Source organism: Streptomyces sp. NPDC103540 (assembly GCF_055584445.1).
In genome coordinates, this window is the sequence record NZ_JBVJMA010000015.1 from 201911 (window position 1) to 215505 (window position 13595).

15 protein-coding genes are annotated in these 13595 nt (G+C 72.9%); 8 read left to right on the forward strand and 7 right to left on the reverse strand.

Annotated features, from left to right (window positions below):
• The first annotated feature begins 30 nt into the window (after positions 1-30).
• From ACZ6ZI_RS31475 to ACZ6ZI_RS31485, 3 genes are all read left to right on the forward strand, one after another.
• Complete coding sequence (locus ACZ6ZI_RS31475) at positions 31-1497, forward strand: S1C family serine protease (protein WP_469526512.1); 1467 nt, start codon at positions 31-33, stop codon at positions 1495-1497.
• Positions 1498-1632: 135 nt separating this feature from the next.
• Positions 1633-2091 carry a sec-independent translocase gene (locus ACZ6ZI_RS31480; RefSeq protein ID WP_469526513.1) on the forward strand — a complete coding sequence of 153 codons (459 nt, stop codon included), beginning with the start codon at positions 1633-1635 and terminating at the stop codon, positions 2089-2091.
• A gap of 140 nt (positions 2092-2231) precedes the next feature.
• Positions 2232-2963 carry a hypothetical protein gene (locus tag ACZ6ZI_RS31485; RefSeq protein ID WP_469526515.1) on the forward strand — a complete coding sequence of 244 codons (732 nt, stop codon included), beginning with the start codon at positions 2232-2234 and terminating at the stop codon, positions 2961-2963.
• 88 nt (positions 2964-3051) lie between these two features.
• Here the strand turns inward: ACZ6ZI_RS31485 and ACZ6ZI_RS31490 are convergent, their stop codons facing one another.
• The 3 genes from ACZ6ZI_RS31490 to ACZ6ZI_RS31500 form a co-directional block, all read right to left on the reverse strand.
• On the reverse strand, positions 3052-4212 hold the full coding sequence (locus ACZ6ZI_RS31490; protein WP_469526517.1) for an Mrp/NBP35 family ATP-binding protein: 1161 nt from the start codon (positions 4210-4212) through the stop codon (positions 3052-3054).
• Between the two features lie 42 nt (positions 4213-4254).
• Positions 4255-4761, reverse strand: coding sequence for a DUF1003 domain-containing protein (locus tag ACZ6ZI_RS31495; RefSeq protein WP_363053417.1), 507 nt, complete (start codon positions 4759-4761; stop codon positions 4255-4257).
• Between the two features lie 166 nt (positions 4762-4927).
• On the reverse strand, positions 4928-6199 hold the full coding sequence (locus ACZ6ZI_RS31500; RefSeq protein ID WP_363053138.1) for a magnesium transporter MgtE N-terminal domain-containing protein: 1272 nt from the start codon (positions 6197-6199) through the stop codon (positions 4928-4930).
• A gap of 199 nt (positions 6200-6398) precedes the next feature.
• Between ACZ6ZI_RS31500 and ACZ6ZI_RS31505 the strand changes: the two genes are divergently transcribed.
• Entirely contained in the window at positions 6399-7274 is an 876-nt protein-coding gene (locus ACZ6ZI_RS31505) for a hypothetical protein (RefSeq protein WP_469526520.1), read from the forward strand.
• Positions 7275-7289: 15 nt separating this feature from the next.
• Here ACZ6ZI_RS31505 and ACZ6ZI_RS31510 read toward each other — a convergent pair whose 3' ends face one another.
• A complete protein-coding gene (locus ACZ6ZI_RS31510; protein WP_469526521.1) occupies positions 7290-7802 on the reverse strand; it encodes a hypothetical protein in 513 nt (170 codons plus the stop codon).
• Positions 7803-7834: 32 nt separating this feature from the next.
• Positions 7835-8950, reverse strand: coding sequence for a magnesium and cobalt transport protein CorA (locus ACZ6ZI_RS31515; protein WP_469526524.1), 1116 nt, complete (start codon positions 8948-8950; stop codon positions 7835-7837).
• Positions 8951-9338: 388 nt separating this feature from the next.
• Here ACZ6ZI_RS31515 and ACZ6ZI_RS31520 point away from each other — a divergent pair, with 388 nt between their 5' ends.
• From ACZ6ZI_RS31520 to ACZ6ZI_RS31535, 4 genes are all read left to right on the forward strand, one after another.
• Positions 9339-9923 (forward strand): suppressor of fused domain protein, encoded by a 585-nt coding sequence (locus ACZ6ZI_RS31520; protein WP_469526526.1) that lies wholly within the window; start codon positions 9339-9341, stop codon positions 9921-9923.
• 83 nt (positions 9924-10006) lie between these two features.
• Positions 10007-10663: a DUF6758 family protein gene (locus ACZ6ZI_RS31525; RefSeq protein ID WP_363053143.1), complete on the forward strand. Its 657-nt coding sequence runs from the start codon at positions 10007-10009 to the stop codon at positions 10661-10663.
• Between the two features lie 103 nt (positions 10664-10766).
• On the forward strand, positions 10767-11633 hold the full coding sequence (locus ACZ6ZI_RS31530) for a PHP domain-containing protein (protein ID WP_469526529.1): 867 nt from the start codon (positions 10767-10769) through the stop codon (positions 11631-11633).
• 87 nt (positions 11634-11720) lie between these two features.
• Positions 11721-12326, forward strand: a complete 606-nt coding sequence (locus tag ACZ6ZI_RS31535; protein ID WP_363053145.1) for a MarC family protein — start codon at positions 11721-11723, stop codon at positions 12324-12326.
• A gap of 68 nt (positions 12327-12394) precedes the next feature.
• Here ACZ6ZI_RS31535 and ACZ6ZI_RS31540 read toward each other — a convergent pair whose 3' ends face one another.
• Both ACZ6ZI_RS31540 and ACZ6ZI_RS31545 read right to left on the reverse strand, forming a co-directional pair.
• On the reverse strand, positions 12395-12547 hold the full coding sequence (locus tag ACZ6ZI_RS31540; protein WP_249767672.1) for a hypothetical protein: 153 nt from the start codon (positions 12545-12547) through the stop codon (positions 12395-12397).
• A 95-nt stretch (positions 12548-12642) separates the two neighbouring features.
• The gene (locus ACZ6ZI_RS31545) at positions 12643-13503 is read right to left on the reverse strand and encodes an alpha/beta fold hydrolase (protein ID WP_469526533.1); all 861 of its coding nucleotides are present in this window, start codon (positions 13501-13503) and stop codon (positions 12643-12645) included.
• Between the last annotated feature and the right edge of the window lie 92 nt (positions 13504-13595).

Genomic DNA, 13595 nt, shown 5'->3' on the forward strand with positions numbered 1-13595 from the left:
GCGCGACAGGCAGGCCTGCGGGGAGCGTCCATGTCCGACAGTCAGCAGACCGATCCGGCTCCGTCGTGGTGGAGTCGACCGCGGCCCCCGGCGGACGCGCCGCCCGCCGGTCCCGCGCCCGCCGGTCCCGCGCCCGACGCCCCGGCCGACGGGGCGGTCCCGGACGGGATCCCCTCCGCGGACGCGACCGGCCGCGAAGCCCCCGCCGAGCCGCCCGCCGCGACCGGCCCCGAGGTCGCCGCCGAGCCGCCCGCGGAAGCTCCCTACGGAGACGGCGCGTCGATCCGTACCGACCCCGACACCTTCGCGCCGGAAGGCGCCGCGCCGGCGTCCGTCCCCCGCTACGACCCCTGGGCCGCGGGTCCGCTCCAGCAGGCCGACACCGGCCGCCGCCGCCGCGCCCCCGTCGGCCGGGCGGTGGCCCTCGTCGTCCTCGTGGGCCTCCTCGCGGGCGGGGTCGGCGGCTACCTGGGCATCCTCACCGAGCGCGCCGCCAACACCCGCCTGGAGCTGCCCCAGGCCGCCGCCGAGAGCAAGAACCGGGCCCCCGACAGCGTGGCCGGCATCGCCGCCACCGCCCTGCCCGGCGTGGTCACCCTGCACGTGCGCGGCGGCGCGGGCGGAGGCACCGGCACCGGTTTCGTCCTCGACGACCAGGGCCACATCCTGACCAACAACCACGTCGTCGCCGACGCCAAGGACATAACGGTCACCTTCAGCACCGGCGAGAGCGTCGTCGCCGAGCTCGTCGGCCGCGACAGCGGCTACGACCTGGCCGTCGTGAAGGTCTCGGGCGTGCGGGGCCTGCGTCCCCTGGCGCTCGGCAACTCCGAGAACGTCCGCGTCGGCGACCCGGTGGTGGCCATCGGCGCCCCCTTCGACCTCTCCAACACCGTCACCGCCGGCATCATCAGCGCCACCGGACGCCCCATCACCGCGGGCGGGGACAAGGGCGACGGCAGCGACATCAGCTACGTCGACGCCCTCCAGACGGACGCCCCCATCAACCCGGGCAACTCCGGCGGCCCCCTCCTCGACTCCCGCGCCCACGTCATCGGCATCAACAGCGCGATCCGCGGCGCGGACAAGGGCGAGGACGGCGACGGCGGCCGCCAGAGCGGCAGCATCGGCCTCGGCTTCGCCATCCCGGTCAACCAGGGCAAGCGCGTCGCCGAGGAGCTCATCCGCACCGGTCACGCCACCCACCCGGTGATCGGAGTCACCCTCGACATGCAGTACACGGGAGACGGAGCCCGGGTCGGCGCCAAGGGCGAGGACGGCAAGCCCTCCGTGGTGGCGGACGGCCCCGGCGCCCGCGCCGGGATCAGGCCCGACGACGTGATCACCAAGGTCGACGGGGTCCGCGTCCACGGCGGCGACGAGCTGATCATCAAGATCAGGGCCCACCGCCCCGGTGACCGCCTCACCCTGACCGTGCTCCGCGAGGGCCGCGAGCGCACCCTGGAAGTGGTGCTCGGTTCCGCCGACGGATCGTGACCGGAGGGATCACGACACGAATGGCACGTGACGGCGGGGTGAATCCCGAACCGGGATAGCACCGGCGTAGGGGACGGAGGGCAGGGCCGGGTACCGTTGACCGGGCCCGACTGCAGAGAGCCGAGGAGCGGCAAGGTGTTCAACGACATAGGCGCACTCGAGCTGGTCACGATCGTGGTGCTCGCCATCCTGATCTTCGGGCCGGACAAGCTCCCGAAGGTGATCCAGGACGTCAGCGGAGTGATCCGCAAGATCAGGTCGTTCTCCGACAGCGCCAAGCAGGACATCCGCTCCGAACTGGGCCCGGAGTTCAAGGACTTCGAGTTCGAGGACCTCAACCCGAAGACCTTCATCCGCAAGCAGCTCACGGAGAACGAGGACCTCAAGGAGATCCGCACGAGCTTCGACCTCCGCAAGGAGCTGAACGACGTCACCGACGCCGTCAACAGCAAGGAGGAGGCGGCCGCCGCCGCCCCGGCCGCCCCGGCCGCCCCGCCCGCCGCTCCCGCCGCCGGAACCGGCCCCGACCTGCTGAAGAAGCCCGCGACCCCCGCCGCCGAGTCCCGCACCCCCTTCGACGCCGACGCCACCTGAGCCCCTGCCTGCCCGGCGATCCGCGGTCGGATGGCTATCCTCCATCTGTTGTCCGGACCGAGGACGCCCGAGGGAGGGGGTCCCCCCAGCGAGGCGAGGGGGAGGGCCGTTCCGGACCCACGGAACGAGAGGCCGCCCTGATGGAGACGACGAGCAGTAGCCGGGTGGGCGCACAGCCCGCCGACACCCCGGCCGCCGCCGAACCCCCGCAGTCCGAGCAGAACCCGCAGGCGACGCCCCCGGGGTCGTCCCAGGAGGGCGCCGCGCCCGTCCCGGCGGCCCGCCGGGCGGCCGAGCGGTTCCTGGCGGCCGACTTCCCCTGGTACGGCCTCGACGGCGCCTTCACCGGCCCCCGCCGGCTCATGCAGGTCGGCACCGGCGCCGACGGCTCCGTCGAGCACGGCTCCGTCGGCCACGGCGACGAGCCCACCGCCCGGGGCGAGATCGCCACCGGCGAGAAGGAACGCTTCGCGGTGGTGGTCACCGTCGCCGGCAACCCGAACCGCCGCAGCGGCGACGGCACCGGCGTCCTGGAGGCCACCTCGGTCTCCTCCGCCGCCTGGCTCGCCGGCTCCGGGCTGCTCTCCTACAGCTGGCCGCAGCAGATGGACCACGGCCTGCGCGACCACTGGCTCGACCAGCAGACCGAAGCGGCCTGGGAACTCGCCGACGACCTGACCGGCCCCGACTGGTCGACGCTGTCGCTGCCCGTGGACGGGGAGCCGACGCCCTTCCACTACCGCGAGTCCGAGTTCGGCTGGGTGCTCGCCGGGACCACCGGCCGCGGCGTCCACCTGGGCGCGTACGGGCGCGGCATGAGCGCCTACGGCCTGGGCTTCTGCGCCATCACGGACCTCGCGACCTACGAGTAGCCGGCGGCCCCGTACGGGCACGGGAAAGGGCACCGCCGACCGACGGTGCCCTTCGCGCGGAGCGCCCCGCCAAGGGGGCGCGTCCGGACTAGAACTTGTTGCGCGGGGTGATCCCCAGCGACATGCCCGACAGGCCGCGGGCCCGGCCGCCCAGCTTGCCCGCGATCGCGCGCAGCGCGGCGCCCGCCGGGGAGTCCGGGTCGGACAGCACGACCGGCTTGCCGTCGTCGCCGCCCTCGCGCAGGCGCACGTCGATCGGGATGGTCCCCAGCACCGGCACGGACGCGCCGACGGTCTTGGTCAGCCCGTCCGCGACCTTCTGGCCGCCGCCCGAGCCGAACACGTCGACCATCTCGTCGCAGTGCGGGCACGGCAGCCCCGACATGTTCTCGACGACGCCGACGATCTTCTGGTGGGTCTGCACGGCGATCGACCCGGCCCGCTCGGCGACCTCGGCCGCCGCCTGCTGCGGGGTGGTCACGACGAGGATCTCGGCGTTCGGCACGAGCTGCGCCACGGAGATCGCGATGTCGCCGGTGCCCGGCGGCAGGTCCAGCAGCAGCACGTCCAGGTCGCCCCAGAACACGTCCGCGAGGAACTGCTGGAGCGCCCTGTGCAGCATTGGGCCGCGCCAGACCACCGGGGCGTTGCCCGGGGTGAACATGCCGATGGAGATGACCTTCACGCCGTTCGCGGACGGCGGCATGATCATGTTCTCGACCTGGGTCGGACGGCCCTCGACGCCGAGCATGCGCGGCACGCTGTGGCCGTAGATGTCCGCGTCGACCACGCCGACCTTCAGCCCGTCGGCCGCCATCGCCGCGGCCAGGTTGACCGTCACGGAGGACTTGCCGACGCCGCCCTTGCCGGAGGCCACCGCGTAGACGCGGGTCAGGGAGCCCGGCTTGGCGAAGGGCACCTCGCGCTCGGCGGTGCCGCCGCGCAGGGTGGCCGCCAGCTCCTTGCGCTGCTCGTCGCTCATCACGTCGAGGCCGACGGCGACCGAGGTGACGCCGGGGACCCTCTCGACGGCCTCGGTGACGTTCTTGGTGATGGTCTCGCGCATGGGGCAGCCCGACACCGTGAGGTAGACCGTGACGGCGACGGCACCGCCCTCGCCGATCTCCACCGATTTGACCATGCCGAGCTCGGTGATCGGCCGGTGGATCTCGGGGTCGTTCACCGTCGCCAGCGCGTCCAGGATCGCGTCCTGCTCGGGCACGGCGGCGGAGCTTGTGTCGGTAGCCATGTCCCGATGGTACGGCTCGGTAGCGTGCCCGAGGAAAGCCCGCTAGCGGTCGCCTTCGTCACTCTCCGACGGGAATAGGCGACGCTCGTCCATCTCCTTGATCAGGTCCTGGAACTCCGACCTGATCCAGTCGCGGGTGGCGACCTCGCCCAGGCCCATCCGCAGGGCCGCGATCTCCCGCGTCAGGTACTCGGTGTCCGCGATGGACCGCTCGTTCTGCTTGCGGTCCTGCTCGTGGGTGACGCGGTCCCGGTCGTCCTGACGGTTCTGCGCGAGGAGGATCAGCGGGGCGGCGTAGGAGGCCTGGAGGGACAGCATCAGCGTCAGGAAGATGAAGGGGTACTGGTCGAAGCGCAGGTGGTCCGGGGCGAAGATGTTCCACAGCACCCACACCACGATGACCAGGGTCATCCAGACGATGAACCGGCCCGTGCCCAGGAAGCGGGCGACCCGCTCGGACAGCCGGCCGAAGGCCTCGGGGTCGTACTCCGGCAGCAGCCTGCGCCGTCCGGCGCGCGGCAGGTCCAGCCGTACGCGCGGCCGCGACAGCGCGCTCGATCCGGCGCCGGCGCCGGCCCGCGCCCGTTCGGCGGAACGTTCCGGCCGGTCGGCGCGCAGCCGGTCCGCCGCCTCCTCCAGCCGCTCCGACAGGCCCTCCCGGGCGTGCTCGCGCCGCTCGCGGCGCCGCTCGCGCGCCGCCTCTCCACGGCCCCGCTCAGTGGCCACGTACGGCCTCCTCGGAGTGGAAGTCCGTCTCCCGCCAGTCGTCCGGCAGCAGGTGGTCCAGTACGTCGTCCACGGTGACCGCGCCCAGCAGCGAGCCGCTCTCGTCGACGACGGGCACCGCGACCATGTTGTACGCGGCCAGGTAGCTGGTCACCACGGGCAGCGAGGCGTCCGGACGCAGCGGGGGCAGGTCCGTGTCCACGATCGAGCTGACGAGGGTGAACGGGGGGTCCCGCAGCAGCCGCTGGAAGTGCACCGTGCCCAGGTACTTGCCCGTCGGGGTCTCGTCCGGCGGCCGGCACACGTAGACCTGCGCGGCCAGCGCCGGCGACAGGTCCGACTGGCGTACGCGGGCCAGCGCGTCGGCGACGGTCGCGTCGGGCCGCAGCACGATCGGTTCGGTGGTCATCAGGCCGCCCGCGGTGCGCTCCTCGTAGGAGAGCAGGCGGCGCACGTCGGCCGCGTCGTCGGGCCGCATCAGGGTGAGCAGCCGTTCCTTGTCGTCCTCGGGCAGTTCGGACAGCAGGTCGGCCGCGTCGTCCGGGTCCATCGCCTCCAGGACGTCCGCGGCGCGCTCCTCCTTCAGCTTGCCGAGGATCTCCACCTGGTCGTCCTCGGGGAGCTCCTCCAGGACGTCCGCGAGCCGGTCGTCGTCGAGGGCGTTGGCGACCTCCGCGCGCCGCTTGGGCGTCAGGTGGTGCAGGACGTTCGCGAGGTCGGCGGGGCGCATCTGTTCGAAGGTGGCGACCAGGCTCTCGGCTCCCTGCCCGTGCTCCTCCAGGGAGAAGCCGGTGACCGCCGACCACTCCACGGTCAGGGTCTCGCCGCGGCGGCGCAGGGCGCCGCCCTTGCCCTTGCGGACGAAGATCCGGTCGATCTCCCAGTCGCGGCGGGCCGGCAGTTGCTGGATGGCCACGTCGAGGACGGTGACCTCCTCGCCGGTGGCGACCAGCGTGACCCGGCGGTCCAGGAGTTCGCCGAGGACCAGTCGCTCGGTGGGGCGCTGTTCGAAGCGCCGCATGTTGACCACGCCGGTGGTGATGACCTGTCCGGACTCCACCCCGGTCACCCGGGTCATGGGCAGGAAGATCCGGCGCCGGCTGACGACCTCGACGACCAGTCCCAGCAGCCGCGGCGGGCGCCCGCCGACGCGCAGCATCGCGACGAGGTCGCGCACCCGGCCGACCTGGTCGCCGTTGGGATCGAAGACGGGCACACCCGACAGATGCGATACGAAGATCCGCGGGGCGCCTGCAGCCATCCGAGCGCCTCCTAGAGCGTCCATCAACAGTCCTGCCGTGCCTCAGGCTAGCCCGTGCGGTGGGCAAGCGTCCTGGTGGGGCCGTCCGCCCGGGGGTGGCGGGGGGCGTGTGAGGGTGCCGCGGGGGCCCGGTGGAGCCCGCGGCGCCGCCGGGTACGCTGCCTGCTGCCCGCAGACCACCGACGAGAGGTCCCCGCCCGTGACCGCCCACACCCCCGCCGCACGGCTGCGCCGGGCCACGGCCATCGGCGCCCTGTGCGCGGGCCTCGCCGTCGCCGGCACCGGCTGCGGCGCCAAGGAGGACCCCGACAAGGGCACGAACGGCGTCGGCAAGCTCAGCGCCGAGAAGATCGAGTCCCAGGCGAAGGCCGCCGCGGGCGGCGCCGCCTCGGTCCACCTGTCGGGGACCCTGGTCACGGGCGGCAAGTCCTACACGCTCGACATGCGGCTCAAGGCGGACGGCGGTTCCGGCGAGGTGAAGTCGCAGGACGACACCACCTTCCAGCTGCTGCGGGTGGGGGAGGAGCTGTACCTGAAGGCGGGGGCGGCCTTCTGGGGGACGTCGGACTCGGCGGGCAAGCTCGGCGACAAGTACGTGAAGGTCCCCGAGAACGACCCCTCGTACAAGCAGTTCCGCGGTTTCACCGACATGCGGGTCCTGCTCGACGGGCTCCTCGGGCTCCAGGGCAAGCTCACCAAGGGCGCGTACGCGAAGGTCGGCCAGACCCGGGTGGTACCGGTGTCGGCGGACGCCGGCAAGGGCGGCAAGGTCTCGGTGTCCCTGGACGGCACCCCGTACCCGGTGCTGATGGAGCGGGCGGGCGGCGCGGGCCGGGTGGAGCTGTCGGAGTGGGGCAAGCCCTTCCCGCTGGACCCGCCGACGCAGGACCAGACCGTGGACTACGGCTCCCAGCTGCCGACCACCAAGGACGGGAAGACCGGCACCGGCACGGACGGCGCCGCCGCGGGCACCGGCACGGGCTCGGGCGGCGGCGGCACGGGCACGGGCGGCCCGGCGCCGTCCAGGGGCACCGGGTCCGGCACGGGCCAGGGCGCGAACCCGACCGGGGGCTGAGCGCGCCTCAAGCGGTCAGCGCCTGTTCTTCTTCCGCTTCAGCAGCAGCTTCGGCAGCGCCGCCGGGATCGCCCGCCGGGTGAGGGCGGGAGAGGGCAGCGGGGCCGAGACCAGCGAGCCGGTCGGCAGCTCCTCGGCGACGGCGACCGGCTCCAGGCGCAGCAGCCGGCACTCGCGCGCCCAGCGCCGCGTCATCTGTTCGGAGTCGGGCGCGTTCAGCCGCTTGCCCTTCAGCTCGGCGACGGCGGACTCCCAGGGCTCGCTGCCGGGCGCCAGTTCCCGTACGGCCGCCGTCCAGGCGACGAGCCGGCCGCCCTTGTCCTTGCTGCGCACGGTCACCTCGGCCGCCGACCCGTCGGCGAGCCCGGGGAACGGCTGCTCGCCCGGCCCGTCGCCGAGGACGTGCGCGGCGCCGTCCACCCAGGCGTGCCACAGGGCCCGGTCGGCGCCCGCGCCGCGGACCCAGATCAGGCCGGACTTCTTGGAGGCCTCCTCGACGAGGGCCAGGTCGAGCGCGCTGAGAGTCATGCGCACAGGGTAGCCACCCGGTCGGGCGCGGCCTACAGCCAGCCGTGGCGCCGCAGGGCCCGGTGGATGGTGAAGCAGATCCCGACGATCGAGGCCATCACCATCGGGTAGCCGTACTTCCAGTGGAGTTCCGGCATGTGCTCGAAGTTCATCCCGTACACGCCGCAGATCATCGTGGGCACGGCGATGATGGCCGCCCAGGAGGTGATCTTGCGCATGTCCTCGTTCTGGGCGACGGTCGCCTGCGCGAGGTTGGCCTGGAGGATCGAGTTCAGCAGCTCGTCGAAGCCGATGACCTGCTCGTGCACCCGGGCGAGGTGGTCGGCGACGTCACGGAAGTACTTCTGGATGTCCGGGTCCACCAGGCGCATGGGCCGCTCGCTCAGCAGCTCCATCGGCCGCAGCAGCGGGGACACCGCCCGCTTGAACTCCAGGACCTCGCGCTTGAGCTGGTAGATGCGGCCCGCGTCGCCGCCCCGGCCGACGCCCTTGGCGGGAGCGGCGAAGACCTCGCTCTCCACCTCGTCGATGTCGTCCTGCACGGCCGCCGCGACCGCGATGTACCCGTCGACGACGTGGTCGGCGAGGGAGTGCAGCACGGCCGAGGGGCCGCGCGAGAGCAGCTCGGGGTCGTCCTGGAGGCGGTGGCGCAGCCCCTTGAGGGAGCCCTGTCCGCCGTGGCGGACCGTGATGACGAAGTCGGTGCCGGTGAAGCACATCACCTCGCCGGTCTCCACCACCTCGCTGGTCGCGGTGAGTTGGGCGTGCTCGACGTAGTGGATCGTCTTGAAGACCGTGAAGAGGGTGTCGTCGTAGCGCTCCAGCTTCGGCCGCTGGTGGGCGTGCACCGCGTCCTCCACGGCGAGCGGGTGCAGTCCGAACTCGGCGGCGATGCCCGCGAACTCGGCCTCGGTCGGCTCGTGCAGCCCGATCCAGGCGAAGCCGCCGCTCTCGCGCACCCGCCGCATCGCCTCGCGCGGCGACAGACAGGCGGTGCCCTCCACGCGTCCGCCGTCGCGGTACACGGCGCAGTCGACGACCGCGCTGCTGGCGGAGGGGTCGCGGGTGGTGTCGTAGCCGGGCTGGACGGGGGTGGACCTGCGCAGGGCAGGACGGACGGCGGCACGGAGGTAGGGCAGCATCGACATGGCAGGCTCCTTCGCGCGCACGGCTGCGGGCCGTACGGGTGGGAGGCCTTCCGCGACCGGGGCGGGACGGCCCGGGACGTACGGAAGGAGACAGGACGGGAGGGGACGAAGTTCCGCCGTCGCTCTTCTACTGGTCCTCTGCTGATCCGAAGATCACAGGGGGCGGGAGGCGCCCGCCGGTGGAGCGGAAGAGCGATCGGTACTGCACGATCGACTTCGATCCATCGCAGCCCCACCTCCTCCGGCCGGTCCTCCGTGGAGGACGTCCTGACGCCGGTGCCCCGAAACATGCTTCTGCATGCGGCCCCGAACAGCTGTCAACACTATCAGCCGACGGATGGTCAGGGGCCTGCCTTTACCCGCCTGATACGAGTTCTATGCTCGGTGCATGGCAGAAATTCTGGCCCTCGTCGAAGCCCGGCTGCACAGCGCGTTCGGCGAACCCGACGCCCGCGCCGCCGTCACCTTCCTGGGCACCGACCGCATCGAGGTCCTCCGCTTCGCCTCCGACGACCTCGTCCGGTACGCGACCCTCGGCATGTCCGCCCACCCGATGACCGACCCCACCGACATGGTCGCGGACCCCGTACGGGGCCCCCGCGCCGAGCTGGTCCTGACCGTACGGGCCGGCCTCGCCCCCACCGACGGACTGCTGCGCCCCCTCGCGGTGCTGGCGGCCTCGCCGGTGGTCGAGGGGCTGATCGTCGCCCCCGGCGCCTCGCTGGACGTGGGCGAACCGCTCTGGCAGGGGGCCTCGTTCAGCTCGGTCCTCGTCGCGGAGCCGGGCGGGCTCGTCGGGGACCTGGCCCTGGACGAGCCGATGGACCCGGTCCGCTTCCTGCCCCTGCTGCCGATGACGGCGAACGAGGCCGCCTGGAAGCGGGTGCACGGCGCAGCGGCGCTCCAGGAGCGCTGGCTCGCGCGCGGCACCGATCTGCGGGACCCTCTGCGTACGGCCGTCGCGCTGGACTGAGCCGCGCGCCCGCGGGTACGGATGACATCCGGACGGGTGATCGCGTCTTGACGGCGCGCCGGGCTGGGAGGAGCGTGCTTCTTATGAGGGGCGAACCGAGTTGCCCGAAGTGCGGTGGCCGGGTCCGAGCGCCCGGCCTGTTCGCCGACTCCTGGCAGTGCGCGGTGCACGGACCGGTCCATCCGCTACAGCCTGTCATCCCGCCCAGCGTCGAGGGCCTGGGCGTGGTGGTGAACCGGGCGCAGGTGCCGGTGTGGATGCCGTGGCCGCTTCCGGTGGGCTGGCTGTTCACCGGGATCGCGACCGCCGGCGACGACCGCAGCGGGGGACGGGCGACCGCCGTGGCCTGTTCGGGCCCGGGCCCGCTGGGCGGCATCGGCGAGCTGTTGCTGATCGCGGAGGAGCTGGGCGTCGGACTGGGCTCCCGCTTCGCCGGCATCGACGCGCCCGACCCGGGCCCCCACATCAACGTCTCCGCGCCGCCGCACACGAAGGTCGTCGCGGCGGGGCGGCCGACTCCGCTGTGGCACCTGTCCGGGGTCCCGGACGACCGGGCGGTGTTCGCGGGCGAGGCGCGCGGGCTGTGGTTGTGGGCCATCGTGTGGCCCGAACAGTCGGGACTCCTCATGTACGACGAGCTGGTCCTCACCGACCTGCGCGACGCGGGCTCCGAGGTGGAACTCCTGCCCTGCGGCGCCCTCAGCCCCCGCATCCTGAGCCCCGACGGCGGTACGCCCTGACGGTGCCCGCGCCCCGTCACCGGCTCGGGGGCGGCCCGGAGGGGTCCGCGGCGGCGGTACCCTGGAGTGTCCCCCCGTCCGCCCGAAGCCCTGGAGTCCGGCTGTGCGCATCGACCTGCACGCGCACTCCACCGCCTCCGACGGTACGGACACCCCGGCCGAGCTGGTGCGCAACGCCGCCGCCGCCGGGCTCGACGTGGTCGCGCTGACCGACCACGACACCGTCGGGGGACACGCCGAGGCCATCGCCGCCCTGCCCGCCGGACTCACCCTGGTGACCGGTGCCGAGCTCTCCTGCCGCCTCGACGGGATCGGCGCGCACCTGCTCGCGTACCTCTTCGACCCCGAGGAGCCCGAGCTCTCGCGCGAGCGCGAACTCGTCCGCGACGACCGCGTGCCGCGCGCCCAGGCCATGATCGGCAAGCTCCGCGAGCTGAGCGTGGACATCACCTGGGAGCAGGTCTCCCGGATCGCGGGCGACGGTTCCGTCGGCCGCCCGCACATCGCCACCGCCCTCGTGGACCTCGGCGTCGTGCCCACCGTCTCCGACGCCTTCACGCCGCAGTGGCTCGCCGACGGCGGTCGCGCCTTCGCCCACAAGCACGAGCTCGACCCCTTCGACGCCGTCCGCCTGGTCAAGGCGGCCGGCGGGGTCACCGTCCTCGCGCACCCCGCCGCGGTCAAGCGCGGCGCTTGCGTCCCGGAGTCCGCGATAGCCGCGCTGGCCGCAGCCGGTCTCGACGGCATCGAGGTCGACCACATGGACCACGACGCGCCGACCCGCGACCGCCTGCGCGGCCTCGCGAAGGACCTGGACCTGCTGACGACCGGATCCAGCGACTACCACGGCAGCCGCAAGACCTGCCGCCTCGGGGAGTACACGACCGACCCCGAGATCTACGGCGAGATCACGCGCCGCGCCTTCGGGGCCTTCCCCGTGCCCGGCGCCGGTGGAGACGCCCGCGCGTAACCGCCGCGCCCCTTCGGCCCCGCGTCACGCCCGCCCCGCCCTCCCACGTCTTCTTTCGACACACCCCTCTCCCTGCAAGGCATCACTGTGTTTGATTTCGCCGTCTTCGGATCCCTATTTCTCACGCTTTTTGTGATTATGGACCCCCCGGGGATCACGCCGATCTTCCTCGCCCTGACCTCCGGGCGCCCCGCCAAGGTCCAGCGCCGCATGGCCTGGCAGGCCGTCTGCGTGGCCTTCGGCGTCATCGCCGTCTTCGGCATCTGCGGCCAGCAGATCCTGGACTACCTGCACGTCTCCGTGCCGGCCCTGATGATCGCCGGTGGTCTGCTGCTCCTCCTGATCGCCCTCGACCTGCTCACCGGCAAGACCGACGAGCCCAAGCAGACCAAGGACGTGAACGTCGCCCTCGTCCCGCTGGGCATGCCGCTGCTGGCCGGTCCCGGTGCGATCGTGTCCGTCATCCTGGCCGTGCAGAAGGCCGACGGGGTCACCGGCCAGGTGTCCGTGTGGTGCGCGATCGTCGCCATGCACGTCGTGCTGTGGCTGACCATGCGCTACTCGCTGGTGATCATCCGCGTCATCAAGGACGGCGGTGTCGTCCTGGTGACCCGCCTCGCGGGCATGATGCTGTCGGCCATCGCCGTCCAGCAGATCATCAACGGCGTGCTCCAGGTCGTGCGCGGCGCCTGACCGCCGCCTTCCGCGCGCATGCGAACGCCCCCGTCACCGGGTTCCGGTGCGGGGGCGTTTCGGAAGCGTCAGGAGGACGCCGTCTCGGCCGGTCGGATCAGAATGCGCTGGCCGATCGAGGCGGCCTGCTGCACGATCCGGTTGACGGAGGCCGCGTCCACGACGGTGCTGTCCACGGCGGTCCCGTCGACGTCGTCCAGGCGCAGAATCTCGAAGCGCATGGCTTCTCCCTTCGTCAGTGTTCTCCTTGCACAGGGATCAACGAAGTGTAGACCGCAAACATTCCCTACGCTAAGGAAATTTTTTCCTTAGCTAACTACTGCCCGGTCGAGCCGCCCCAGAACGCCACTAGAGCACCCGCCGTGACCTGCGGATTCTCCGCGTTGGGGGAGTGCTCCGCGCCCTCGACGACCACCCGCGCCGCGCTCAAGCGCGCGGCCATGTCGTCCATCAACGGCACCGGCCAGGCGTAGTCCACCTCGCCGGACAGCACCAGCTTCGGCAACGGCACCGCCGCCAGCTCCGCCACCCGGTCCGGCTCCGAGACCAGCACCCGCCCGGTGGCGATCAGCTGCTCCGGGACGGTGGCCATCCACCGCTCCCGCAGGAACCGCGCCAGCTCGGGGGAGTCCGGCGCGGTGTCCGGAGCGTCCTGGGAGCGCATCGCCGCCCAGACCGTCGCCATGTCCTCCCGCAGCTCCTCCAGCGCCGCGACCAGCAGGCGCGTACGGTCCTGCTGGGCCCGCGCGATCGCGGCCGGACCACTGCTCATCAGCGTGAGGGAGGCGAACCGCGCGGGCTCGCGCAGGACGGCCGCCCGCGCCACCAGACCGCCCAGCGAGTGCCCGACCAGGTGCAGGGGCCCGGCCCCGTCGACCGCCGCCGCCTGGGCCAGGACGTCGGCCGCCAGCTCCTCCAGCGCGTACGCCTCCTCCGTGCGCGGCCCGGGGCTCTCGTGCTGGCCCCGCCCGTCGACGGCCACCACCCGGTAGCCGGCCGCGGCCAGCGGCTCCAGCAGGGCGATGAAGTCCTCCTTGCTGCCGGTGAACCCGGGCACCAGCAGGACGGTGCCGCGCGCGGCCTCCCCCGCCTCGTGCACGGCGAACTCCCCGCGCGCGGTGCTCAGGCGGTACGCGCGGGCCACGGACGGCAGGACCAGAAGCGGCGGCTTGCTCATGCCCCGAGGCTACCGGCCCGTAGCCCCGCGCACGAGAACGGCCCCGACCCCCTGAACAGGGGATCGGGGCCGTCCTCGTACGGGATCGGGTG

Coding starts and splice junctions, on each gene's coding strand:
- ACZ6ZI_RS31545 (WP_469526533.1), bottom strand. CDS start 13,503: ATGAGCAAGCCGCCGCTTCTGGTCCTGCCGTCCGTGGCCCGCGCGTAC.
- ACZ6ZI_RS31520 (WP_469526526.1), top strand. CDS start 9,339: ATGGCAGAAATTCTGGCCCTCGTCGAAGCCCGGCTGCACAGCGCGTTC.
- ACZ6ZI_RS31475 (WP_469526512.1), top strand. CDS start 31: ATGTCCGACAGTCAGCAGACCGATCCGGCTCCGTCGTGGTGGAGTCGA.
- ACZ6ZI_RS31500 (WP_363053138.1), bottom strand. CDS start 6,199: ATGGCTGCAGGCGCCCCGCGGATCTTCGTATCGCATCTGTCGGGTGTG.
- ACZ6ZI_RS31515 (WP_469526524.1), bottom strand. CDS start 8,950: ATGTCGATGCTGCCCTACCTCCGTGCCGCCGTCCGTCCTGCCCTGCGC.
- ACZ6ZI_RS31540 (WP_249767672.1), bottom strand. CDS start 12,547: ATGCGCTTCGAGATTCTGCGCCTGGACGACGTCGACGGGACCGCCGTG.
- ACZ6ZI_RS31490 (WP_469526517.1), bottom strand. CDS start 4,212: ATGGCTACCGACACAAGCTCCGCCGCCGTGCCCGAGCAGGACGCGATC.
- ACZ6ZI_RS31510 (WP_469526521.1), bottom strand. CDS start 7,802: ATGACTCTCAGCGCGCTCGACCTGGCCCTCGTCGAGGAGGCCTCCAAG.
- ACZ6ZI_RS31485 (WP_469526515.1), top strand. CDS start 2,232: ATGGAGACGACGAGCAGTAGCCGGGTGGGCGCACAGCCCGCCGACACC.
- ACZ6ZI_RS31525 (WP_363053143.1), top strand. CDS start 10,007: ATGAGGGGCGAACCGAGTTGCCCGAAGTGCGGTGGCCGGGTCCGAGCG.